Source organism: Flavobacterium swingsii, from assembly GCF_900111965.1.
GTDB classification, from domain to species: domain Bacteria; phylum Bacteroidota; class Bacteroidia; order Flavobacteriales; family Flavobacteriaceae; genus Flavobacterium; species Flavobacterium swingsii.
In genome coordinates, this window is record NZ_FOJT01000004.1 from 200,046 (window position 1) to 224,255 (window position 24,210).

At 34.0% G+C, this 24,210-nt stretch carries 19 protein-coding genes; 6 read left to right on the forward strand and 13 right to left on the reverse strand.

Translation table 11 applies throughout. The features are described from left to right. Positions 1-34: 34 nt before the first annotated feature. The 4 genes from BM053_RS07990 (at position 35) to BM053_RS08005 (ending at position 9,803) form a co-directional block, all read left to right on the forward strand. Complete coding sequence (locus BM053_RS07990) at positions 35-5,548, forward strand: T9SS sorting signal type C domain-containing protein (RefSeq protein ID WP_091476088.1); 5,514 nt, start codon at positions 35-37, stop codon at positions 5,546-5,548. Positions 5,549-5,827: 279 nt separating this feature from the next. Continuing rightward, the gene (locus tag BM053_RS07995; RefSeq protein WP_091476089.1) at positions 5,828-8,143 is read left to right on the forward strand and encodes a T9SS sorting signal type C domain-containing protein; all 2,316 of its coding nucleotides are present in this window, start codon (positions 5,828-5,830) and stop codon (positions 8,141-8,143) included. Between the two features lie 132 nt (positions 8,144-8,275). Further along, entirely contained in the window at positions 8,276-9,280 is a 1,005-nt protein-coding gene (gene recA, locus BM053_RS08000) for a recombinase RecA (RefSeq protein ID WP_091476091.1), read from the forward strand. A gap of 115 nt (positions 9,281-9,395) precedes the next feature. After that, the gene (locus tag BM053_RS08005) at positions 9,396-9,803 is read left to right on the forward strand and encodes a hypothetical protein (protein ID WP_091476092.1); all 408 of its coding nucleotides are present in this window, start codon (positions 9,396-9,398) and stop codon (positions 9,801-9,803) included. Positions 9,804-9,841: 38 nt separating this feature from the next. On the opposite strand, the gene BM053_RS08010 is transcribed toward BM053_RS08005, so the two are convergent. Beyond that, entirely contained in the window at positions 9,842-10,588 is a 747-nt protein-coding gene (locus BM053_RS08010) for a lysophospholipid acyltransferase family protein (RefSeq protein WP_091476094.1), read from the reverse strand. Positions 10,589-10,720: 132 nt separating this feature from the next. Between BM053_RS08010 and trpS the strand changes: the two genes are divergently transcribed. Then, a complete protein-coding gene (gene trpS, locus BM053_RS08015; protein ID WP_091476668.1) occupies positions 10,721-11,695 on the forward strand; it encodes a tryptophan--tRNA ligase in 975 nt (324 codons plus the stop codon). A 61-nt stretch (positions 11,696-11,756) separates the two neighbouring features. On the opposite strand, the gene thiL is transcribed toward trpS, so the two are convergent. After that, a complete protein-coding gene (gene thiL, locus BM053_RS08020; RefSeq protein ID WP_091476096.1) occupies positions 11,757-12,803 on the reverse strand; it encodes a thiamine-phosphate kinase in 1,047 nt (348 codons plus the stop codon). 203 nt (positions 12,804-13,006) lie between these two features. Continuing rightward, the gene (lepA, locus tag BM053_RS08025; protein ID WP_091476097.1) at positions 13,007-14,803 is read right to left on the reverse strand and encodes a translation elongation factor 4; all 1,797 of its coding nucleotides are present in this window, start codon (positions 14,801-14,803) and stop codon (positions 13,007-13,009) included. A gap of 204 nt (positions 14,804-15,007) precedes the next feature. On the opposite strand from lepA, the gene BM053_RS08035 reads away from it, so the two are divergent. Further along, complete coding sequence (locus tag BM053_RS08035; protein ID WP_091476100.1) at positions 15,008-15,619, forward strand: hypothetical protein; 612 nt, start codon at positions 15,008-15,010, stop codon at positions 15,617-15,619. A gap of 57 nt (positions 15,620-15,676) precedes the next feature. Here BM053_RS08035 and BM053_RS08040 read toward each other — a convergent pair whose 3' ends face one another. The 10 genes from BM053_RS08040 to BM053_RS08085 all read right to left on the reverse strand — a co-directional run bounded on the left by BM053_RS08040 (position 15,677) and on the right by BM053_RS08085 (position 24,206). After that, positions 15,677-16,129 carry a 6-pyruvoyl trahydropterin synthase family protein gene (locus BM053_RS08040; protein WP_091476102.1) on the reverse strand — a complete coding sequence of 151 codons (453 nt, stop codon included), beginning with the start codon at positions 16,127-16,129 and terminating at the stop codon, positions 15,677-15,679. A 140-nt stretch (positions 16,130-16,269) separates the two neighbouring features. Continuing rightward, the gene (gene rpmA, locus BM053_RS08045; RefSeq protein ID WP_091476103.1) at positions 16,270-16,530 is read right to left on the reverse strand and encodes a 50S ribosomal protein L27; all 261 of its coding nucleotides are present in this window, start codon (positions 16,528-16,530) and stop codon (positions 16,270-16,272) included. Between the two features lie 30 nt (positions 16,531-16,560). Beyond that, positions 16,561-17,220: a 50S ribosomal protein L21 gene (gene rplU / locus BM053_RS08050; RefSeq protein WP_091476105.1), complete on the reverse strand. Its 660-nt coding sequence runs from the start codon at positions 17,218-17,220 to the stop codon at positions 16,561-16,563. Between the two features lie 212 nt (positions 17,221-17,432). Further along, positions 17,433-18,020: a hypothetical protein gene (locus BM053_RS08055; protein ID WP_091476106.1), complete on the reverse strand. Its 588-nt coding sequence runs from the start codon at positions 18,018-18,020 to the stop codon at positions 17,433-17,435. Between the two features lie 37 nt (positions 18,021-18,057). Then, positions 18,058-19,428, reverse strand: a complete 1,371-nt coding sequence (locus BM053_RS08060; RefSeq protein WP_091476108.1) for an NADH-quinone oxidoreductase subunit N — start codon at positions 19,426-19,428, stop codon at positions 18,058-18,060. 41 nt (positions 19,429-19,469) lie between these two features. Further along, positions 19,470-20,918 (reverse strand): complex I subunit 4 family protein, encoded by a 1,449-nt coding sequence (locus BM053_RS08065; RefSeq protein ID WP_091476110.1) that lies wholly within the window; start codon positions 20,916-20,918, stop codon positions 19,470-19,472. A gap of 12 nt (positions 20,919-20,930) precedes the next feature. Continuing rightward, positions 20,931-22,814 (reverse strand): NADH-quinone oxidoreductase subunit L, encoded by a 1,884-nt coding sequence (nuoL, locus tag BM053_RS08070; protein ID WP_091476111.1) that lies wholly within the window; start codon positions 22,812-22,814, stop codon positions 20,931-20,933. A 6-nt stretch (positions 22,815-22,820) separates the two neighbouring features. Further along, complete coding sequence (gene nuoK / locus BM053_RS08075; RefSeq protein WP_091476113.1) at positions 22,821-23,141, reverse strand: NADH-quinone oxidoreductase subunit NuoK; 321 nt, start codon at positions 23,139-23,141, stop codon at positions 22,821-22,823. A 1-nt stretch (position 23,142) separates the two neighbouring features. Further along, positions 23,143-23,655: an NADH-quinone oxidoreductase subunit J family protein gene (locus tag BM053_RS08080; RefSeq protein WP_091476116.1), complete on the reverse strand. Its 513-nt coding sequence runs from the start codon at positions 23,653-23,655 to the stop codon at positions 23,143-23,145. After that, positions 23,655-24,206: a NuoI/complex I 23 kDa subunit family protein gene (locus BM053_RS08085; RefSeq protein WP_091476118.1), complete on the reverse strand. Its 552-nt coding sequence runs from the start codon at positions 24,204-24,206 to the stop codon at positions 23,655-23,657. Before BM053_RS08085 ends, BM053_RS08080 begins: the two co-directional genes overlap by 1 nt. Between the last annotated feature and the right edge of the window lie 4 nt (positions 24,207-24,210).

The window sequence follows — 24,210 nt, forward strand, 5'->3', positions numbered from 1 at the left end:
AAAGTCAAAATGAGGAGAATATAAAATATTAATTATGAAAATTAAATTACTTATTTTTTCGTTGTTGTGCTCTTTGTGTTTTACAAATAATGTTTCTGCACAATTGTTACAATGGAATACTTTTGGTAATGCAGGAACCGAAACAACGGAGCCTAGTGTTGCTAACGATGTAAATGTTTCAGCGACTAATCTAACTCAAGGGACTATAATGGCGGTTGCTAATGCTAATAGATTTGGAGGAAATGCTTGGTGGAATACGGGAAATTCTACAAATTCTACGCTAGCAGAAGCTATTACAGGAAATGATTATTTACAATTTGTGGTAACTCCAAATGCAGGATTTTCATTTACGCCAACTTCTTTTGTTTTTAGTTGGGATAGGTCTGCTGCAGGTCCTCAGAGTGTTACTCTTCGTTCGTCTGTAGATGGATATGTCTCTAATATTGGAAGTGTTGTTGGAATGGTAGCATCAATAACCACAGGAAATACGATTACTATTACAGGTCTTACCAATATAACTACGGCAACAACTTTTAGAATTTATGGTTATGGAGGAACAACTGCTGCTGGAACAGGTGGTTTTGATACGACAACCAATGTTGTTAATGTTGTTTTAAATGGAACTACGACACCTATATCTGGTAACACCATTACTGTAACTCAAGCTACAGGTGGGACAATTTCACCAGGAACAGCATCATACGCAAATGGTAGTAATCAAAATTTTACAGCAACGCCTACTTCGTGTTATGATTTTACGAATTGGGTTGTTGATGGTGCTAATGCAGGAAATACAAATCCTTATGCATTTACAAACATAACGGCCAATCATACTGTTACGGCAGTTTATACAATAAAAACAAATGCGATTACAGCAAGTGCAGGCGCAAATGGTTCAATAAGTCCAAATGGTGTAACTAACGTAAATTGTGGGAGCAACCAAACCTACACAATTACGCCTAGTGGTGGTTATGTAGTACAAGATGTTTTAGTAGATGGTGTTTCGGTAGGAGCGGTAACTTCTTATACATTTACTAACGTAACAGCAACACATACAATTAGTGTGAGTTTTGTAACAGCACCAGCAGGACCTTGTTTGAGCGAAGGTTTTTCCGCGGGAGCATCGGCTCCAACCGGGTGGATTTTTACAAATATTGGAGGAACTTATACTTCAGCTGGAAATTTTGGAGCTTCGTCTCCTTCTTTACAATTAGACAATACCAACGATATTGTTGAAACACCAACTGTTACAAATGCAACAGAATTAAGTTTCTGGCTTAGAGGAAATGGAACTAATGCGACTTCTGCACTTTTAATTGAAGGTTACGACGGAGTAAGTTGGGTAATTATTGATAATATAACCAGTTCTATACCAACTACAGGAATAACAAAAACATATAATGCATCTTCAATACCACAATTACCTATAAATCTTCAAAAATTTAGATTTACCTATACTAAAAGTGCAGGAAATTTAGCTTTTGATGATGTAAACGTTATCTGTGGTCCTGTTATTGTTGGTCCAGAAATAGATGTTCAAGGGAATACAGTTTCAATTCCTGATGGCGATACAACTCCAATTGCGTCAGATAATACTAGTTTTGGTACGACAACACTAAGTACTAATATTGTAAAAACCTTTACAATCAAAAACTTAGGAACTACTGATTTGGTGTTAAGTTTGCCAATTACACTAACTGATGTTTCGGCTCCACAGGAATTCACAATCACGCAACCAGCTTCTGCTACTATTACAGCAGGAGGTTCAATAAATTTCACGGTTACTTTTAACAGTGCTATTGGAGGAACGTTTACCAATACGCTAAACATTAACAGCAACGATACTAGCGAAGCGCTCTATAATTTTGACATTACTGCTACAGCTGCCACTGTTATAAATAATGACCTTTGTACTAATGCTACAGATATAACAGTTAATGCGCCAGCCATTTCTGGAAATATGACTGGTGCTACAAGAACGGCATCACCATTTAACAACAAAACTGACCGTTGGTATAAATTTACAGCTACATGTTCGAGTACGCACGCTATTACCGTAGCAGGATTTACGGGTGATATTGATATCGAATTGTTTTCAGGTAGTTGTCCGTCATCTGCAACCTATTTAGATACTTCGAATGGGACTTCAACCACAGAAACTATAAGCATGGCACTAACTGCTGGAACTACTTATTATTTGAGAGTTTTGGCATTTAATGCTACTGCGGAAACATCAGCTTTTACAGCTCAGGTTACTGCTGGTAGTTCATTAAATATAAGTAATGTAGGAAGTCCAGCAACTGGTAACATTAATACCGGAACGGCAAATGCGGTGATTATGGGAATTACAACCACACCAGCATGTGCTACAAGCTATGATATTTCTGCTATCACATTAACAAAAGCAGCTGCTTCGACAGTGGCAGCAACAGATATTTCTAATTTTAGAATTTTTTATGACATAAATGGTAACGGCGCTATTGATGGTGGTGAAGTTTCAGTTTCTGGAGCTGGAATCGCTTTAAACAATAGCATGACTTTTACTTTAAGTGGTCAAACAGGGATTTTAATCGAAAGAAAGTATTTATTAGTTGCCGATATATCTCCTACTGCGATCATTGGGCGAAATATAAAAGTTGATTTATCACCTAATAGTAATTTAACAGCTGTTATAAACCCTTCAGGAATTAAAAATGGAATTGCTTTAGGAAATACACAAACCATTGTGGCTACTGCGTGCACATCTGCAACAATAGTTTCAGTAATGCCAGCTTCAGGACCAGTAGGGACTCAAGTAACGATTACTGTTTCTAGTGGAAATTTAACTGGAGCTACAGCTTCTTTTAACGGTACAACTGCTACTGTTGTATCAAGTTCAGCAACACAACTGGTTGTAATTGTTCCAACGGGAGCTACAACAGGAAATTTAATTATAACAGATAGTCAGCCTTGTCCTGCAGCTATTTCTTTTACAGTGATAGACCAGATTAAAACTTCTTGTCAAGGAAGTTCGTTAATTACTGATTTGTTTATTTCGGAAGTAACCGATGCGTCTTCGGGATCTTTGACTTATGTTGAGATTTATAATGGTACAGCTGGTACTATTGATATGGCTGCTTTAAATTATGCAGTTCGTATTACAAATTACAATACAACTCTTGGCGATGGAAACCCAGGGCAAGATGTTGATTTGCCTTTAACAGGAACTTTGGCATCAGGAAATAAATTTATTTTTGCTACTACTGTTGGCGCCGGGTGCAGTGTGACGGGTGCAGATGGTAGTTTGGCCAATCAAACAGGAGCACATTCAGGTATTAATAATAATGATTCGGTAAAATTGGTTAAAGGAGGTACAGTAATTGATCTTTGGGGATTTGACGATGATACAAGATTTTGGATTACAGATTTAGGATTGGGTGATAAAGGGTACGATTTTGAACGAAAAAACACTGTTTCGGCTCCATCAACTACTTTTTTAAGTTCAGATTGGACTATAACGGATTGGGATAGTTGCAGCGATGATTATTCTAATATTGCAACGTATGTGGCGATTTCGTCAACTCCAACAATTACGGCGCAACCTACTTTAGCGCTAACATGTACTTCTACTTCAGCAACTATGAACGTTACAGCAACCGAAGGTTTTGTGGGTGGTAATGTGTTGGCTTACCAATGGTATGAAGTTGCTCTAAATACAAGTAACTGGACAGCTTTAAGTAATGGAGGATTGTATTCTGGTGTTACAACTAATACATTAAATATTTCTTCGGTAGCAACCTTAGAAGGTTATCAGTACTATTGTCAAGTTAGAGAAAATAGTGCGACGTGTTATGTGGCTACAGTTGCCGTAAAAGTAAACACTGGCGCTACAATATGGAACGGAACTTCATGGAGTAATGGAACTCCAACTCTAGCAAAGTCTGCTATTATCAACGGAACTTATGATACAACTGCTCATGGAGATATTGATACCTGTAGCTTAATTGTTAATGCGACATTTACGACTACGGTAACGGCTAATCATTATATTAACATTCAAAATAATTTGACGGTTAACGGAACTTTAAATGTTCAAGACGATGGATCATTAGTTCAAATTAGTAATACGGGTGTTAATAATGGAAATATTACCTATAGCCGAACTACAGATGTCCGTTTGCAAGATTATGTATATTGGTCAGCGCCAGTAACTGGACAAACATTATCTACAAAATTTAGCGGAACACCAATAAATTATATGTGGCGTTGGGTGCCAACAAATGCAAATGCAAATGGAGGTGAAGGAACTTGGCTAAATTATTCAGGAGCAATGTCAGCCGGTTCGGGATATATTGTACGAGCAGCGACAGGAACTAATGCTTCAACTCCGGCAAGCGTGACTACTTCTTTTACAGGAGTTCCGCACAATGGTATTTATTCGACAGTGACAATAGCCAGAGGAAACGATTATTCAGGAACAGGAACACAAGGAATTATGAGAACCGCAACTGATGATAACTGGAATTTACTAGGAAATCCTTACCCTTCGGCATTAGATGTAGTAAGTACAGGAGGTTTTTTAGATGCTAATCCGCAATTAGAAGGATTTGTAAAAATTTGGACACATGCACAATTGCCAACAAATATTGTAGATCCTTTCTATCAAAACTTTGTTTCTAATTATTATGTAAACGATTATAATACTTATAACAGAACTGGTTTGTCAAGCGGTCCTGGAGATTATAAAGTAGGATCAGGACAAGGGTTTATGGTTTTGATGGTTCCTGGTGGAGCAACTACATCGACAGTGACTTTCAATAATAGTATGAGAAGTAAAACATTTGCTAACAATCAGTTTTGGAAATTGGCAAATGCAACCAATACTAATACTGTCGAGAAACACCGCATTTGGGTCGATTTAGTATCACCAACAGAAACTACAAGGACATTAGTAGGATATGTAGAAGAAGCAACTCAAGGATTAGACAATACGTTCGATGCATTTACAGATTATAAACCAAGTCAAAATTTCTATTCTATAATTAATAATAATCCATATATTATTCAAGGAAGAAGTTTGCCATTTGATGTAAATGATAGAGTGCCAATGGGAATAAAAATCCCTGCAAACGGAACTTACTCCATTGCTATTGCGACGGTTGATGGATTGTTTGCTGATAGAACACAAAAAATTTATATAGAAGACAAATTGTTAAATACTATTAATGATCTTACAGATTCGCCTTATCAGTTTACGGCAACTCAAGGCGTTACAAACGATCGTTTTGTGCTACGTTATACTAACCAGGCTCTAAGTAATAACGATTATGTTTTGGTAGGAAACGGCGTATCTATTTTTGGTTCAAACAATGAAATAAGAATAAATTCTAGTTTAGAAAACATTAAAGATTATACGGTTTATAATGTTTTAGGTCAAATATTAGCTAGTAAAAATAATGTAAACGCAAACCAATCTGCAGTAAGTTCTATAATGAAAAGTAACCAAACATTGGTTGTAAAAGTTATATTAGAAAACGGACAGACAGTTATTAAGAAAGTTCTATTTTAATTTAAAATATAAATCATTTAGTTTGAAAAAAAACCGCTCAATACTTTTGAGCGGTTTTTTTTTGCAGTATATCGAAATGTTATTCAAAATATTAACAAATAAATTAGAGTACAAACTTTAATTATTATATTTACGATATATAAATAGCAAATAATTAACATTTATATTAAATACCACATAATGTTCTGCTTTTTCAAAAACAGATGTACTACAATCTAAACCTTATAGATTGTGTGCCGTTTTTTCAATAATGAATTGAATTTTTAAAAAGTAAAAATTATGAAATCAAAAGTACTATTATTCTCGCTCCTATTTACTATTCTTATTTCTCAACAAATAAATGCGCAATGTTCGGTAACAACATCTCCAACAATAAATGCAAGCGCCTTAATCTGTGGGACTGCGCCTCTAAGTTCCTGCAATGGTATTTTGTATATTGGCGATGGCACAAACCCTACGACAATAACTATGAATGCTGTTTTGGATTTAACTTGTCTAGGGGCTATTCAGTTAATTGTTAGAAATAATGCCACATTAGATTTTTCGTCAGGGAATGATTATTTGCTTCTTGATGCCGGGTCTTCCATTATTTTTCAGCCTGGTGCGGGTCTTACAGGACAATCTTGTAACGCTTCTGAAAGGATTTATATCGGGGGAGTTTTAATTGCTAGTTGTAATGGAAATGCTGGAGCAGACTATAGTTTCTTAGAGTTATTAACTCAAGGGGGTTATAATATTGTTAGACCTACAGCTTCACCTACAGCAATTTGTGGTTCAGGGAGTTTTGTTTTAACTGCTAATCCAGTTCCATCAAAAGATGCAGAAGTAAGTTGGTATGATGCTCCTACTGGAGGAAACCTTCTTCTTTCTAATTCAAATACTTATACGACTCCAGTAATTTCAGCTACGACTATTTATTATGCGGAAGCATATTACCCACCCAGCGAATTTACTACACCAAGAGTTTCGATCACGGCAGCAGTCAATCCCATTTCGACTTGGAACGGATCTTCATGGAGTATACCTCCCACACCTGCGTCAAGTTTAATTTTTAGCGGTAATTATTCTTCAACCGGTAATCTTTCAGGATGTAGCTGTACTGTGAATAGTGGAAGTGTAGTTTTTAATGCAGGTCACACGTTAAATTTAATAAATGAGTTGAATGTAGCAGGAGGAACGCTAACCTTCAATAATACGGCAAGTTTGGTTCAAGTTAACAATACCACAAATACAGGAGATATTATTTATAATAGGAATTCAACTCCTGTAGTCAAATTTGATTATACTTTTTGGTCTTCGCCTACTTCGGGGACTCAAACACTGTTAAGTTTTTCGCCAAACACTTCTATAAATAGATTTTTTACGTACCATAATAGTTGGCTAAGTGCAAATCCTAGCGCTGATGTCTTTGTAAAAGGTTTGGGTTATGCAATATGGGTGCCACAATCCACTAGTCCTAGTGTGCCTACCGTTTTGCCACATCAATTTGTTGGCGTACCCAATAATGGAGATGTTGATATTAACGTGTCATTAGGTCCGCCTATTTCTAATAGGTTGCTTGGGAATCCGTATCCATCAACATTAGATGCAAATGCATTTATAAACGCAAATATTGTTGGTACAGGAACTATTAATCAAACCATTTCTGGAACTTTGTATTTTTGGACACACAATCATAGTTTGACAGGGAATAATTATTCCCAAGCGGATTATGCAACCTATAATCTCTCTGGAGGAACAGCGGTTTCAACTGGTACGGGAAACACAACGGCGCCAACACAATACATTGCCGCAGGTCAAGGAATTTTTATAAACCAAGTTAGTAATGGAAATGTGAGTTTTAGAAATAATATGAGAATAGGTACAAACAACACTAATTTTTATAAAAATTCTAATACTGAAAAATCAGAAAAAACATTAGAAAAACATAGAATATGGCTAAATTTAACCAATAATAATTCAAACTTTAGTCAAGCATTAATTGGTTATATAGAAACAGCGACTAATGGCTATAATTCTGGTTTTGATGGCTTGTATTTCGGAAACAATGAGTTTGCAATATATAGTTTGCTAAAAAATGATGCTTATGCAATACAAGCTAGAGCATTGCCTTTTTCTGATGTTGATGAGGTCTCAATAGGTTTTATGACAAATATTTCGGGAGAGTTATCGATAGGGATAGATCATTTAGATGGGTTGTTTCTGGAAGGTCAGAAAGTATATCTTGAAGATAAATTACTAAAAACAATGAATGATATTACCGATGCTCCATATCAATTTACAGCAAACAAAGGAACAACAAACAATCGTTTCGTGTTACGTTATACCAATAAAACTGCAAATAATGCGGATCTTAATTTGACCGAGAATGTAATTACTGTTTTTGCTTCAAACCACGAAATTAAAATAAATTCTAGTCTAGAAAGTATCAAAAATTATACAATTTATAATGTTTTAGGACAAATATTAATTACTAAAAACAATGTAAATACAAATCAATCGGTTGTGAATTCAATTATAGAAAACAACCAAGCATTAATTGTAAAAATTGTTTTAGAAAACGGTCAAACAGAAACTAAGAAAATAATATTCTAGATTCGTTTAAAGTTTTAACATAAGAAAATCCCGCTTCAAAATGGATGAAGCGGGATTTTCTTTTTTGTTGAAAACTTATAATCAACATCTCAAAGAAAACAACTATTTTTACTAAAAATAATCACAGACAAAATGAGTTCAGAAAAAGAAGCCAAATTAAAAGCATTACAGCTTACATTAGATAAATTAGACAAGACTTACGGTAAAGGAACCGTAATGAAAATGGGTGATAAAGCCGTAGAAGAAGTAGAAACAATTTCTTCAGGATCATTAGGATTAGACTTAGCATTAGGAGTTGGTGGTTACCCACGCGGGCGTGTAATCGAGATTTACGGGCCAGAATCTTCAGGAAAAACGACCTTAACTTTACACGCTATTGCCGAAGCTCAAAAAGCAGGAGGAATCGCCGCTTTTATCGATGCGGAACATGCTTTCGATAGAAGTTATGCTGAAAAATTAGGTGTAGATATTGAAAATTTAATCATTTCGCAACCAGATAACGGAGAGCAAGCTTTGGAAATTGCTGAAAATTTAATTCGTTCAGGCGCGATAGATATTGTCGTGATTGACTCGGTTGCTGCTCTTACACCAAAAAGCGAAATTGAAGGTGAAATGGGAGATTCTAAAATGGGTCTTCACGCTCGTTTGATGTCGCAAGCCTTAAGAAAACTAACGGGAACAATCAGCAAAACAAAATGTACCGTATTTTTCATCAATCAATTGCGTGAAAAAATTGGTGTTATGTTCGGAAATCCTGAAACAACAACAGGAGGAAATGCATTAAAATTTTATGCTTCGGTTCGTTTAGATATCCGTCGTTCGACACAAATAAAAGATGGCGATAATGTATTAGGAAACAGAACCAAAGTAAAAGTGGTAAAAAATAAAGTAGCACCGCCTTTTAAAACTGCCGAATTCGATATTATGTACGGAGAAGGTGTTTCTAAAACAGGCGAAATTCTTGACCTTGCGGTTGAATTCGAAATCATCAAAAAAGCAGGATCTTGGTTTAGTTACGGTGATACAAAACTAGGGCAAGGGCGTGATGCTGTAAAAGGATTAATAAAAGATAATCCGGAATTAGCAGACGAACTTGAAGTAAAAATAAAAGATTTTATCAAAGAATCTAATCAATAAGAAAAGAAGCCCAAAAGAAATTTTGGGTTTTTTTATTTTCAGACGCAACGTGATTTACATTTTTTGTATCTTTAGAATATAAATGTGTTATAAGTATTCATAAAATAAACCTACCATGAAAAATTTAGCATTATTAATTATAGTTGCCCTTAGCATTATTGGCTGTAGCAAAGATGAAGGGAATAAGTTTAGTTTTGAATTACGACCTATAGATAGTGCGGTTCTTCCTGTCGAATTAAAAAAAGACAGTCTTTACGAGCTACCTTTCAATTATATTCGACCTAGTACATGTCATATTTTTGAAGGATTTTATTATGAAAAAAACTCAAACGTTAGAATAATTGCAATAAAAAACAGCGTTATAGAACAAAATAATTGTGAGCCAGCAACGGTAAATCCAATTACGGAAATTTTAAAATTTATACCTACAACGGAAGCCAGTTATGTTTTTAAACTTTGGAAAGGAACAGATGCTAGTGGTGCTGATGTTTTCGAAGAAATAGAAATTCCAGTTGTACCGTAATTCATATTAGAACTCATACAAAAAAGCACAAAGATTTTTTATTTTAAAGACTCAAAAACCATAAGTTCATCATAAATAAGATGTCTAGCTTCGGCTTTTATGGTTTTTCTGTTATCTAAAGTTTTGTCTGCGGTTTCTATAAAATGCAATATCTTAACTCTCATTTTGCCAGGACTTCCGCTAAAAAAAGTATAAGAATATCTTTTTTTGTTGTCAGGAAAAACCAACGGAACAATGGGTAAATGATGTTCTATCGCCAATCTAAAAGCGCCATCTTTAAACTCATCTAAAACAATCGATTCGTCATCTGGTACTTTTCCTTCGGGGAAAATACAAATACTCAATCCTTGATCAATTCGTTTTTGGGCACGAGTAAAAACTTCATTTCTACTTTTAGGATTGTCTCTATCAACTAGAATACAAGTGCGTTTGTAAAAAAATCCAAACAAAGGAATTTTTACCAATTCTTTTTTTCCTACAAATACAAACGGATTTTTTACTGTAACGAGCATCAGCATAATGTCTGTCATCGATGTGTGATTGGCAATAAACATGTAGCTTTTTTTAGAATCAATCTCTTGTTCTTTCTCGATTTTGTAATAAAATCCCATGCCAAACAAAATGATTTTTGCCCAAATTCTTGCGATTCTAAAAAAGTAAGGATACCAAGTTTCTTTTAGTATTGATACAAATAGCAAAGGAAACATAACGATAATAGGAACAGCCATTAGGACATAAAACCAAACACGCCACAAAGCCCAAAAAATAATTTTAAATAATCTCATAGCGTCAAAAATAAGGAATTGCTTTATAAATTTGATAAAAGAATTAACTTTGTATGAAAATTAAAAAATAACCACAGTATTAATGAGATTTATACAAACTCTTTATTAACCAATGTGGCAAACCAAAACAAAATGGCAAGAATACTTACAGGAGTACAAAGTACGGGAACACCACATTTAGGAAATTTATTAGGCGCAATTATCCCAGCGATAGAATTGTCAGCTAAACCCGAAAACGAATCATTTCTTTTCATTGCCGATTTGCATTCGATTACTCAAATAAAAGACGGAAAAATATTAAGAGAAAACACATACAGCACCGCTTCGGCTTGGCTTGCTTGTGGATTAGATAGTGATAAAGTTGTTTTTTATCGCCAGTCAGATGTACCACAAACTGCCGAATTATCGTGGTATTTGAGTTGTTTTTTTCCGTTTCAAAGGCTAACATTAGCACATTCTTTTAAGGATAAAGCGGATAGATTAGAAGATGTAAATGCGGGATTATTTACTTATCCAATGCTTATGGCTGCCGATATTTTACTGTATGATGCAAATGTTGTTCCTGTAGGAAAAGACCAGTTGCAACATGTTGAAATCACTCGTGATGTAGCTTCAAGGTTTAACCATCAGATGGGAGAAACATTCGTTTTGCCAGACTCGAAAATTCAAGACGACACAATGCTTATTCCTGGAATCGATGGCCAGAAAATGAGTAAATCTCGAAATAATATTATAAATATTTTTCTTGATGACAAAGCGCTTCGCAAACAAGTTATGAGTATAGAAACTGATAGCACGCCACTTGAAGAGCCTAAAAACCCAGAAACGTGTAAGATTTTTGCTTTGTATAAATTATTAGCCAATGAATCTCAAATAGAGAAAATGATTGAAAATTATAAAAATGTAAATCGAGATTATGGTTACGGTCATGCCAAACAAGCCTTATTCGAATTGATTACCGAAAAATTTTCGACCGAAAGAGAAAAGTATAATTATTATATGAATAATCTTCCAGAATTAGAAGAAATATTGAAAGTAGGCGCTCAAAAAGCAGCTAATGTTGCGAATGGTGTTTTGCAACGTGTAAGAGTAAAATTGGGGTATTAATTATTCCCAAATCTCACAAAATAAAGCCCAAATTTAATTAAAATTTGGGCTTTATTGTTTTTTATTCTTCCAAAGCGTCCCAGCCTCTAGCTTTTAAAGCAATTTTTGTATTGGCACGAGTTACTAAATGAATTCCTTCACTTTCTTGGGTCATGTGACCAATAATTGTGAAATTAGGGTTGCCTTTTATTTTTTCGAAATCTTCCATTGCAATGGTAAATAGCAATTCGTAATCTTCGCCACCATTGATGGCTACCGTTGTCGAATCAATATTAAATTCTTCACAAACAGAAATAAATTGAGGATCTATGGGCAATTTGTCTTCGTATAAATTACAACCTACCTTACTTTGTTTGCACAAATGCATAATTTCCGATGATAATCCGTCAGAAATATCAATCATCGAAGTTGGTTTTATTTCCAAAGCATGTAATAAAGTACGAACATCTTTACGAGCTTCAGGTTTTAGTTGACGTTCGATAAGATACGTATAAGCATCTAAATCGGGTTGCGAATTTGGGTTAACATTAAATACTTGTTTTTCACGTTCCAGAACCTGTAATCCCATATAAGCTGCACCAATATCGCCAGTTACCACTAATAAATCGGTTTCTTTAGCGCCATTTCGGTACACAATTTCATCTTCATCGGCTTCGCCCAAAGCAGTAATCGAAATGATTAATCCTTTTTGTGATGAGGTCGTATCACCACCAATAACGTCAACTTTATATTCATGCGCAGCTAGATTTATTCCTGCAAATAATTCTTCTAAAGCTTCTAGCGGAAAACGATTAGAAACTGCTATCGAAACTGTAATTTGAGTCGCTCGAGCATTCATCGCACAAATGTCAGAAATATTAACCACGACCGCTTTGTAACCCAAATGTTTGAGTGGCATATAAGCCAAATCGAAATGTACACCTTCAATTAATAAATCGGTCGAAACGACTATTTTTTTGGCTGCAAAATCTAAAACAGCAGCATCATCGCCAATTCCCTTTAAGGTTGATGGCTGTGTGATTTCAAATTGATTAGTCAAATGGTCTATCAAACCAAATTCCCCTAATTGTGCTATACTTGTTCTTTGTGGAGTTTTATCTTCAATCATTTTTTTTGAGGTACAAAGTTTTGAGGTGCAAAGGTACAAAGTTTTTTATCAAACTTGTCATTCCAATGGCGTGTGTATTCAATCTAGTTCGTCAGTATGACAATATTGTGGGAACAAAAAACCCAATCACTTTCGCAATCGAGTTTTATTATTTTAATGGGTTTTCCTTAGAACCTCAGAACCTTTGTTCCTAAGTGCCTTTCCTAGTCATTCAGTTTCAAAACGGCCATAAATGCTTCTTGCGGAATTTCTACATTTCCTACTAAACGCATTCTCTTTTTACCTTTTTTCTGTTTTTCTAACAATTTACGTTTACGAGAAATATCGCCACCGTAACATTTAGCTGTAACGTCTTTTCTTAAGGCTTTTATCGTTTCACGAGCAATAATTTTGGCTCCAATTGCCGCTTGAATCGGGATGTCAAATTGCTGACGTGGAATTAATTCTTTTAGTTTTTCGCACATTTTTTTACCAATGTGATAGGCATTGCTCTCGTGAATTAATGCCGATAAAGCATCTACCGAAGTAGCGTTTAACAATACATCTAGCTTCACTAATTTAGAAGTTCTCATTCCAATAGGAGAGTAGTCGAAAGAAGCATAACCTTTAGAAACTGTTTTTAATCGGTCATAAAAATCGAATACAATTTCTGCCAATGGCATATCGAAATTTAATTCGACTCTTTCAGTCGTTAGATATGTTTGATTGGTAATTACACCACGTTTTTCGATACACAAACCCATTACATTTCCTACGAAATCGGCTTTGGTAATGATAGTAGCTTTTATATAAGGTTCTTCAACTCGGTCTAGTTTTGACGGTTCAGGTAAATCGGTAGGATTGTTTACAATCATGCCAACTTCAGGTTCTTTTTTGGTGTAAGCCAAGTACGAAACGTTGGGAACTGTAGTAATTACAGTCATATTGAACTCACGCTCTAAACGTTCCTGGATAATTTCCATGTGCAACATTCCTAAAAATCCGCAACGGAAACCAAAGCCTAATGCTGCCGAACTTTCTGCCGCAAAAACTAGCGACGCATCGTTTAGTTGCAATTTTTCCATCGAGTTGCGCAGTTCTTCATAATCATCCGTATCAACAGGATAAATTCCCGCAAAAACCATTGGTTTTACATCTTCAAAACCAATAATCATATTGGTTGTAGGTGTTTTAGCATCGGTTAGTGTATCACCAACTTTTACTTCTTTCGCTTCTTTTATTCCAGAAATTAAATAACCTACATCTCCAGCAGAAATAACATTTTTAGGGACTTGATTCAGTTTTAATGTACCAATTTCATCAGCAAAATATTCGTTGCCAGTGGCCATAAATTTTATTTTCTGACCTTTCTTTATTTGACCGTTTTTTACGCGAAAAATAACTTCGATACCACGAAACGGATTGTAATGTGAATCGAAAATTAAAGCTTGTAATGGTTCGTCTACATTTCCTTTTGGATGTGGAATTTTCTCGATAATGGCTGCCAAAATGTTTTCGACACCAAAACCAGTTTTTCCTGAAGCATGAATAATATCTTCTAGTTTACAACCCAATAAATCGATAATATCGTCTGAAACTTCTTCTGGATTAGCACTTGGTAAATCGACTTTATTTAAAACTGGAATAATTTCTAAGTCATTTTCGAGTGCCAAATATAAATTCGAAATAGTTTGTGCTTGAATACTTTGTGCCGCGTCTACAATTAGCAATGCGCCTTCGCAAGCAGCAATAGAACGAGAAACTTCGTAAGAGAAATCTACGTGACCCGGCGTGTCTATCAAATTCAAGATATATTCTTGTCCTTGATATGTATATTCCATTTGTATGGCGTGACTTTTTATGGTAATACCACGTTCGCGCTCCAAGTCCATGTTGTCAAGCAATTGTGCTTTTTCTTCGCGGGCAGTTACGGTTTGTGTTGCGCCTAATAAACGGTCTGCCAAGGTGCTTTTTCCGTGGTCAATGTGTGCAATAATGCAAAAATTTCTAATATGTTTCATGTGTATTCTTTATTGCTTTTTTGGAACATGTAATGCTCCGCATGCCATCTTCTGTATCAAATTTTCTAGAACACTTTCGTGTTTAGTCTACAAAGATAACGCAAAGTTAGTCAGCATCAAAGCCGTGATTTTTAAAAGAAAAATGATTTTGAAGGTTTTAATTTTTTATTGTAGATTTGTTGAGTTAACAAAAAAAACAAAAAAATGAAAAAAGTATTAGTGCTAGCAGTATTATTAGTTTCGTCGATGATGACGGCTCAAAAAATGGAAGTTGTAAAAGGAGATTTCGCTTTTCTAGCTGGTCAGAAAGACATTAACATCGAGTTTGATTACAGTAAGTTGACTTTATTGAAAGAAAAGAAAACGGAAGCAGAATATATTGCTGAGCGCTCTAAAGAACTTAACGATAAGACCAAAGGTGTTGGAGATATTTGGAAAAAGAAATGGAGTGGAGCTAAAGAGTCTATTTGGCAGCCAAAATTTTTAGAATTAGTAAATATTGTATTGGCTAAAAAGAAAAAAGAAGTTTCTTTTCAAGAAGGATTAACGTCTGCAAAATACACATTAATTGTTGAAGCTGCTTGGATTTTTCCAGGATGGGATGCTATGGTTATGAAGCAACCGGCAAAAGTTACGACAAATTTAAGATTTGTGGAAACAGCAAATAAATCGAATGTTTTGTTAGAAATTTCTAGCGAAAATGCACCTGGAGACCAATACGGAAACAATTTTAGTAATGAATCTAGAATTGGAGAAGGATTTGCTAAAACAGGAAAATCATTAGCTGGACTTCTTTTGAAAAAAGCATACAAATAATATCTAGAAACTGATATTTATAAAAACAAAAATCGCCTTTAATTAAAGGCGATTTTTTTATGCATTATCTTCTGCAAACCATTCTGCAAATGAAGTTTCGGTTTCTTGTAATCGTAAAGAATGTAGTTTTATAGATTCTGGTAGTCTGCGTTTTATTTTTTCAGCAAAATCGATTACCATATTCTCGCTCGTGGGTTGATAATCTACTAGAATTACTTCATGACCACGAGATTTAAGTTCTTGCGCTAATTCTATGTGCGGCGTAGTTTCGTTGAAAACAGTAGCGTGATCAAAAACATCTACAATATCTTCTCGCACTATTTTTTTTAAATCAGAAAAATCGATTACCATTCCGAATTTTACATTGTTTCTATCGGAAATAGGTGTCCCTATAACCGTTACCGAAAGCTTGTAACTATGTCCGTGCACATTTTTACATTTTCCGTCATAACCATATAAGGCGTGACCGGTTTCGAAACTAAATTGCTTGGTAATTCTTATTTTGCTCATAGAAAATATATTGTATTCAAAGGTATTAAATAAAGACGAATTATGACAAATTACGGCTTAAGTATTACTTTGTGATTTGTTTTTAAATAAAAAAACGCCCAATATAATTGGACGTTTTGTAAACTATAAGTTAGTTTAGACTAAGCTTCAAAAGCAACTACAGAAACGTAAGATTTGTTTTCACCTTTTTTCTGAAATTTCACTAATCCGTCAACTCTTGCATGTAAAGTATGATCTTTACCCATGTAAACGTTTTCTCCTGGATTGTGTTTAGAACCTCTTTGTCTAACAATGATATTTCCAGCTATTGCAGCTTGACCACCATAAATCTTAACACCTAAGCGTTTTGATTCTGATTCTCTACCATTTTTCGAACTACCGACACCTTTCTTGTGAGCCATGACGTTTTGGTTTTATAAGTTAATAATTAATTAAACAGCTTTACCACCGTTTAATTCATCTTGTAATTTTTTTAATTCGTCCATTTTACCATCTGCAGCAAGTTGTGCTTGTTGCGCCCAAGTAGTTGGATCTAAATGTTGCACTTTAGCTTCAGCACCATCTAAAATTTCATTGATTTTTTCTACTTTAGCTTTAGCTAATTTAGCAAATGTATCAATTCCAGCAGCAACTAATACTTCAGCAGCTTTTGGTCCAATACCTTCAATAATTTTTAAATCGTCACCTTTTTTAGAAGCTTTTGGAGCTTTTACTTCAGCGATTTTTTCAGCTTTTACTTCCACAGCTTTTTCAGCTTTTGGAGCAGCTTTCTTAGCACCTGTTGCAGTAATGCCTTCCACTAAAATTTGAGTAAGATACTGTCTGTGACCGTTTCTTTTCTTGTAACCTTTTCTTCTTTTCTTTTTGAAAACGATTACTTTATCTCCTTTTAAGTGTTGTAACACTTTTGCTTCAACAGAAGCACCTTCTATAGCTGGGGCGCCTAAAGTGATTGTGCCATTGTCATCTAATAAAAGAACTTTGTCAAAAGAAATTTTTGATCCTTCTTCATTAGATAAACGGTGAACATAAACCTTTAAGTCTTTGCTTACTTTAAATTGTTGCCCTGCTATCTCTACGATTGCGTACATAACAATGATGTTTAGTTAATTTTTTAAGACTGCAAATATACAACTATTTATGATACAAGCAAGTTGGGATTAAATTTTTTAATTGATTTTTTGAAAATAGTCATATTTTACTTATCTGAAACTAATTCATTTGTAAAAAAAACATGGTTATATGATAAATAATGATAAAAGAATTATAAGAAAAGAGGTTTTCTAAAAAAAAAAGTTTTTTTCTATAAAAATCTTTTTAACTGTATTGTAAAGTTTTTTGCTAGTTTCTCATAAGCTCCAGCAATTCGATAACCTTGATCGGAATTAAGTTCGTAAGCTAATCCTATTAATTTCTCGAATTTGATTTTGACTAAAACATTCTTAGGATTTTCAGTTTCAAAAACAGTAATTATTGCACTAAGTTTTGCCGGTTCAACTTTACCCAAGACATAGCCTGGATAAATCCATGTTGTTTTTACATTCATGGTGTACTTAGCATCAATATTTTTAGCAACTTTTACTTCTTTATTTTCAAATTTATTATTAAAATAATTTATGAATTTTGGTTCATATTTATTTTCTCTATCAGAGTACCAATTTTCTTTAAATTTTTCTGCTTTCCCTTCTATATGATCTCTCTTGCCCATTTTGTCTTTCAAATAAGCTTCTTCGGAGTCAAATCCGTTTACGACTAAATTTGAATAATCAAATGTAACTTTGTATTCTGAAATATCTTTTAGGTTTTTTAAATCCCCGGAAAGAATATCAAATCTTTGCGCAGATACAAAGGGAGAAAAAATTAAAAAAAATAACAGAATTGATTTTTTCATTTTTTTAAATAAATTTCATTAAAAGATAATTGGTAACTTATCCCAACAAGTTCAAAACTACATTAGGAAATAATCCCAAAGCAATATTTAATATCAAAGCTACAACGGCAACGATTTGATACATTACAGGAACCTTTGGTAAAGTATGTTCGCTGTCTTTTGTGTACATCGCAAGGATTATTTTAAAATAATAACCCACACTTATAATAGAACTTATAATGGCTACAATTACCAAAACCAACCAACCTGTATGCACCAATTGATTTAGCAAGAAAAATTTAGCAAAGAAACCAGATAAGATAGGAATTCCTGCCATAGATAATAATGAAGCTGTTAATATTCCCGCTAATAATGGATGTGATTTTCCAAAACCATTAAAACTATCAATGGTTTCGTTTTCTTTGTCTTTAGTCACATACATTACCACTGCAAAAAATGCAACTCCTGCCACTGCATAAGCTGAAGCATAATATAATAAGGTATTTGCAGCATTACTCATCAACAATAGTGTCGAAACCATAAAACCTGCATGTGATATTCCTGAAAAAGCAAACATACGTTTTACATTATTCTGACGTAATGCCATAATATTTCCTAAAACCATCGATGCAATTGCCACACAAACAATAATGAGCTGGAAAGAATACATTTGAACTGGCAAAAGTGCCATTACTAATTTGTATAATGTTGCCATTGCCACGATTTTTGCCAAACTACTCATAGTTGCAGTAGTTAGCGCTGGCGAGCCTTCGTAAACATCTGGTGCCCAAAAATGGAAAGGAACCGTTGCGATTTTAAACAACATTCCTATTAGCAAAAATATAATTCCTATAAAATACCATTGTGGATAAGCTTGTGTGCTTATGACAAGCAGAATCGTATTCAAATCGAAACTTCCTGTTGCACCATATATCAAACAGATTCCGAAAAGTATAATTCCTGAAGCGAATGAACCCATAAGGAAATATTTCATTCCTGCTTCGTTACTTTTCAAATTCAATCGATTGCTTGCTGCTAGAATGTATAGAGAAATAGACAAAACTTCGATTCCTAAAAAGAACATAGATAAATTTCCGAAAGAAACCATAGCTACAGTCCCTGCTAATAAAAAGACTTTTATTCCTACATAATCGGAAATTTTAGTTTTTTGATCCTTATAAAATTCATGACTTAACGCCACTAAAAAAATTGTAATTACAATAAATAAACTCGAAAAAGCTACCGAAAATTTATCGGTAATCATCATGTTATTATAATATGCCCCTAAATGATTATAAGTAGATATATTAAAACCTAAAATGGCTAAAAGTCCAATAATTGTAACGGGAACAATGGCTTTTCTTGCATTAAAAATCTCCGCAAGAAGTGATAATATTCCTAATCCTGATATCGCTATTAATGTATTCATTTGTATTTTTTATATTTTGGTTTTTTGACAAAGTCAAATTCCTAACTATTAAGTTGCATATTTATTTTGGCAACAATTTCTTGCAATGCTGGTGTAATTAAATCTGTAATTGGCTTTGGAAACAATCCAAAAAATAACAAAACAACAATTATTACTACAAAAACGATAGTTTCATTTGTCGTTATCGATTGAAATACTTTTGCATTAGCTTCGCCCAACATCACATGTTGAAACATTTTTAGCATATAAACTGCACCTAATATAATCGTTGTTCCTGCAATAATTGCAAACCAAATGTTAGCACTGTATAAACTATATAACAAAGTAAATTCTCCAACAAAATTGAATGTTCCTGGTAATGCAACCGAAGCCAACATAATAATCATAAACATCGAAGTAAACTTATTGTCTTGAATTCTAATTCCGCCCATTTCAGAGATTTCTTGTGTCTTGAAACGTCTTTCTATTACTTCGGCAGCAAAGAAAAGACCAACAACTACAAATCCGTGCGCAATCATTTGTAAAACCGCACCACGCAAACCATCTAAAGTCAAAGTATAAGCTCCAGCGGCAATTAATCCAACGTGAGCAAGAGATGAATAAGCTAATAATTTTTTAATATTTTTTTGTTTCAAAGCTACTGTCGAACCATAAACTACTCCAGCAACACTCAATGCAATAAGAATTGTCATATATGTTTTTGCTGCGAAAGGAGCTATTGGTAATTGCCAACGAATGACACTATATAATCCCATTTTCAGCATAATTCCTGAAAGCAACATCGTACCAACTGTTGGTGACTTTTGATACACATTTGCTTGCCAAGTATGGAAAGGTATGATTGGAATTTTGATAGCATACGCCAAAAACATCGCTAAGAATATCCAAAATTGCTCATTTTGAGTCAGAAGAATAGTATATAAATCACCAATCATTAAGCTTCCAACTTTTTGGAACAAATAGATAAAAGCAACTAACATAAACAATGAACCTGCTAAAGTATAGATGAAGAATTTGATTACCGCTTTTTTACGTTCTTCAGCATCGCCATTACCCCAAACAAGCGCAATAAAATAAATTGGGATTAATGACAATTCCCAGAAAATATAATACAAAAATGCATCGGCGCTAAGAAATGTTCCCACCATGGCAAATGACATAAACAATACTAAAGCATAGAAGCTTTTGCTGTTTTTGTATTGATTTCCGAAAGAAGAAAATATAATTATAGATGTTAAAACTGTCGTTAGAAGCAACATCGCTAATGACAATCCATCAACTTTTAAAGCAATGTATAAGTTCGGATTTGAAATCCAATTGGCAATAAAATCAGAATTGATTCCGTGATTGTATTGATTTAATATAAATATTGATCCAACAACTGACGCTAAACTGAAAAATAAAGCTACCGTTTTTGCCAGTTTATCTCCAGCAAAATAAGTTGCCACAGCACCGAATAATAAAAATATGAGTATAAATGATACGTTCATTGTGTGTAATTATTAAACTAAAAATAAATAAATAAATATCGAACAAACACCCAATACAAAAGCAAAAAGATACAATCCGATGCTTCCATTTTGAACTAATTTTCCTTGAGTTCCAATTTCGTTTGTTACTTTTCCTAAACCGAAAACAAATCCAGAAACCGCTGTTTCAATATATTTTCTACAGAAATGCGATACTTTATATAATGGATTTACGATAATCGCATCGTAAATTTCATCGACATAATATTTGTTGTATAAAACTTTAGCAACACCAGTAATTTTAGAATCTTCTTCAGGCACTTGATTTTGTTTGATGTATTTAGAATAGGCAATTCCAATTCCAACCAAAGCACCAACGGTTGCAATTGCCATCAACACATACGCAGTTCCGTCTAAATGATGTTCTGCATGACCAACTTTTCCAAATAATGGAGCTAAATAATGATTCAGCCAACTGTTTCCTGGCAAACTAATCAATCCACCAATCGCAGCTAAAAATGCTAATATTATCAATGGAATAGTAATTAAACTCGGGCTTTCGTGTAAATGATGTTTTTGCTCGTCGGTTCCTCTAAATTCTTTGAAGAATGTCAAATACATTAATCGGAACATATAAAACGCCGTCATGATTGATGCAATCGAACCAATAATCCAAAGTATCATATTTCCATGAAAAGCAGTCATCAAAATCTCATCTTTAGACCAAAATCCTGCAAAAGGAAAGATTCCCGCAATGGCTAAAGTTGAAATCATCATTGTCCAAAAAGTAATTGGCATCACTTTTTTCAATCCACCCATATTACGCATATCTTGTTCTCCGTGCAAAGCGTGAATTACCGAACCAGAACCTAAGAACAAACAAGCTTTGAAGAAAGCGTGTGTGATAACGTGAAAAACCGCTACTTCATAAGCACCAAGACCTAATGCTAAAAACATTAATCCCAATTGAGAAACGGTAGAATAAGCCAATACTTTTTTAATATCATTTTGAACCAATCCTATCGAAGCAGCTACAATTGCAGTAATTGTTCCAACAATTGCCATAATATCTTGAACATATGGCGCTAAATTGAATAAGAAATTCATTCTTGTTACCATAAATATACCAGCCGTTACCATTGTTGCAGCGTGTATTAATGCCGAAACTGGAGTTGGTCCAGCCATCGCGTCTGGTAACCAAGTGTATAATGGAATTTGTGCTGATTTTCCGCAAGCACCGATGAATAAACATAAAGCAGCTATAGAAAGTAAAGGATTTGATAAAATATCACTATTCGCTAAAATGCCAGTTTTTAAAGTAGCATAATCTAAAGTGTTGAATAAATATCCTAAGATGAAAATTCCAATCAGCAAACCTAAATCTCCAATTCTGTTCATGATAAAAGCTTTTTTGGCGGCATCATTATACTCTTGATTTTTGTACCAAAAACCAATTAGTAAATAAGAACACAAACCAACGCCTTCCCAACCAATAAACATAACTAATAAGTTACTTCCTATGACCAAGGTTACCATGAAAAACACAAACAGATTTAAATAAGCAAAAAACTTGTGCATATTCTCGTCATCATGCATGTAAGAAATAGAATATAGATGTATTAATGTTCCAATTCCCGTTACGAATAACAACCAAATGATTGACAATTGATCTAATAAAAACGAAAAGTTAACATTGAATTTTTCTAAAGAAATCCATTGAAACAAATCAATTTGAATTGGTTTTGCATTCGACTGAATCAATGCAAAAAAGTAAGTTGTTGCAAAAAATGAGATTAGAATCGATAAAGTTCCTATCGCACCTATAATCGTTTTTCCTGCTTTTTTTCCAAGAAAAACATTAAATAAGAATCCACAAAGTGGCGCTAACAATAATACTAAAGCTAAATTTTTTTCCATTAGTATTTATCCTTTTAAATTTTTTAAATTATCAATATCAATAGAACTTGAATTTCTAAATATTGACACTAATATCGCCAATCCTACGGCAACTTCGGCAGCAGCCACAGCCATCGAGAAGAATACAAAAACTTGTCCTTGTGCATCTTGATGAAAAGTTGAAAATGCTACAAAAAGTAAATTAACCGCATTTAGCATAATTTCGATAGACATAAACATGATGATGGCATTTCGACGATACAAAACACCAAAAATTCCGATACAGAACAAAACCACACACAAAAAGATGTAATTTTCAATTCCTATTTGTACTAATATATTATTCATTTTATTGAATTGTTTTTTCTTTTTTAGACAATAATACCACGCCCATCATTGCTACTAATAACAAAACAGAAGCAAATTCGAAAGGAACCATATATTCATTAAGTAATACTTTGCCTAAAACTTTTATCGATTGAAAATCTTGACCAGAAGTTCTATACGTTTCCATTTTTGGCATTGCTTTGATGAAAACGGCTAACATTACGAAACAAACCAATCCGAAGGAAATAACTGCGGCTAATTTCGTAGCGATTTTTTTATGAGGTTCGCCTTCTTTGTTCAAATTCATCAACATAATCGTGAATAAAAACAAGACCATAATCGCTCCAGAATATACTATAATATGTACAATTGCTAAAAATTGTGCATTAAATAATAAGTAATGACCTGCTACACTAAAGAAGCAAATTACCAAATAAATAGCACTGTGAATAGGGTTTTTACTAATGATAGTTAAAAATGCTGTTGCCAATGTAATGGCCGACAAAAAGTAGAAAATAATTAATAATGTACTCATTAGTTAGCGTTTTTAAGTTGTGCATTTTGCATTGCGATATCTAAAGGCATAACCAGTTTGTCTTTTCCGAAGATAAAATCTTCTCTCTCGTAGCTTGAAGGAACCAAAACTTTTGAAGTTGTTAAGTAAATAGCGTCTTTCGGACACGCTTCTTCACACAAACCACAAAAAATACAACGCAACATATTTATCTCATATATTTCGGCATATTTTTCCTCACGGTACAAGTGTTTTTCATTTGGTTTTCTTTCGGCAGCTTTCATTGTAATAGCTTCCGCAGGGCAAGAAAGTGCACAAAGTCCACAAGCAGTACAGTTTTCACGTCCTTGCTCGTCACGTTTCAACTGATGTTGACCACGATAAACCGAGCTCATTTCACGTACTTGTTCTGGATAATGAATGGTCACTTTTTTTCTAAAAAAGTGTTTGATTGTAATTAGCAAACCTTTTACAATCGCCACAAGATAAAGGTTTTCTAAAAAAGTCATTTCCTTGTTGGAAACTTGTTTTTTTCTACCTGATAATGATATATTTTGTATAGTCGTTGACATAAAA

Coding starts and splice junctions, on each gene's coding strand:
- BM053_RS07990 (WP_091476088.1), top strand. CDS start 35: ATGAAAATTAAATTACTTATTTTTTCGTTGTTGTGCTCTTTGTGTTTT.
- BM053_RS07995 (WP_091476089.1), top strand. CDS start 5,828: ATGAAATCAAAAGTACTATTATTCTCGCTCCTATTTACTATTCTTATT.
- recA (WP_091476091.1), top strand. CDS start 8,276: ATGAGTTCAGAAAAAGAAGCCAAATTAAAAGCATTACAGCTTACATTA.
- BM053_RS08005 (WP_091476092.1), top strand. CDS start 9,396: ATGAAAAATTTAGCATTATTAATTATAGTTGCCCTTAGCATTATTGGC.
- BM053_RS08010 (WP_091476094.1), bottom strand. CDS start 10,588: ATGAGATTATTTAAAATTATTTTTTGGGCTTTGTGGCGTGTTTGGTTT.
- trpS (WP_091476668.1), top strand. CDS start 10,721: ATGGCAAGAATACTTACAGGAGTACAAAGTACGGGAACACCACATTTA.
- thiL (WP_091476096.1), bottom strand. CDS start 12,803: ATGATTGAAGATAAAACTCCACAAAGAACAAGTATAGCACAATTAGGG.
- lepA (WP_091476097.1), bottom strand. CDS start 14,803: ATGAAACATATTAGAAATTTTTGCATTATTGCACACATTGACCACGGA.
- BM053_RS08035 (WP_091476100.1), top strand. CDS start 15,008: ATGAAAAAAGTATTAGTGCTAGCAGTATTATTAGTTTCGTCGATGATG.
- BM053_RS08040 (WP_091476102.1), bottom strand. CDS start 16,129: ATGAGCAAAATAAGAATTACCAAGCAATTTAGTTTCGAAACCGGTCAC.
- rpmA (WP_091476103.1), bottom strand. CDS start 16,530: ATGGCTCACAAGAAAGGTGTCGGTAGTTCGAAAAATGGTAGAGAATCA.
- rplU (WP_091476105.1), bottom strand. CDS start 17,220: ATGTACGCAATCGTAGAGATAGCAGGGCAACAATTTAAAGTAAGCAAA.
- BM053_RS08055 (WP_091476106.1), bottom strand. CDS start 18,020: ATGAAAAAATCAATTCTGTTATTTTTTTTAATTTTTTCTCCCTTTGTA.
- BM053_RS08060 (WP_091476108.1), bottom strand. CDS start 19,428: ATGAATACATTAATAGCGATATCAGGATTAGGAATATTATCACTTCTT.
- BM053_RS08065 (WP_091476110.1), bottom strand. CDS start 20,918: ATGAACGTATCATTTATACTCATATTTTTATTATTCGGTGCTGTGGCA.
- nuoL (WP_091476111.1), bottom strand. CDS start 22,814: ATGGAAAAAAATTTAGCTTTAGTATTATTGTTAGCGCCACTTTGTGGA.
- nuoK (WP_091476113.1), bottom strand. CDS start 23,141: ATGAATAATATATTAGTACAAATAGGAATTGAAAATTACATCTTTTTG.
- BM053_RS08080 (WP_091476116.1), bottom strand. CDS start 23,655: ATGAGTACATTATTAATTATTTTCTACTTTTTGTCGGCCATTACATTG.
- BM053_RS08085 (WP_091476118.1), bottom strand. CDS start 24,206: ATGTCAACGACTATACAAAATATATCATTATCAGGTAGAAAAAAACAA.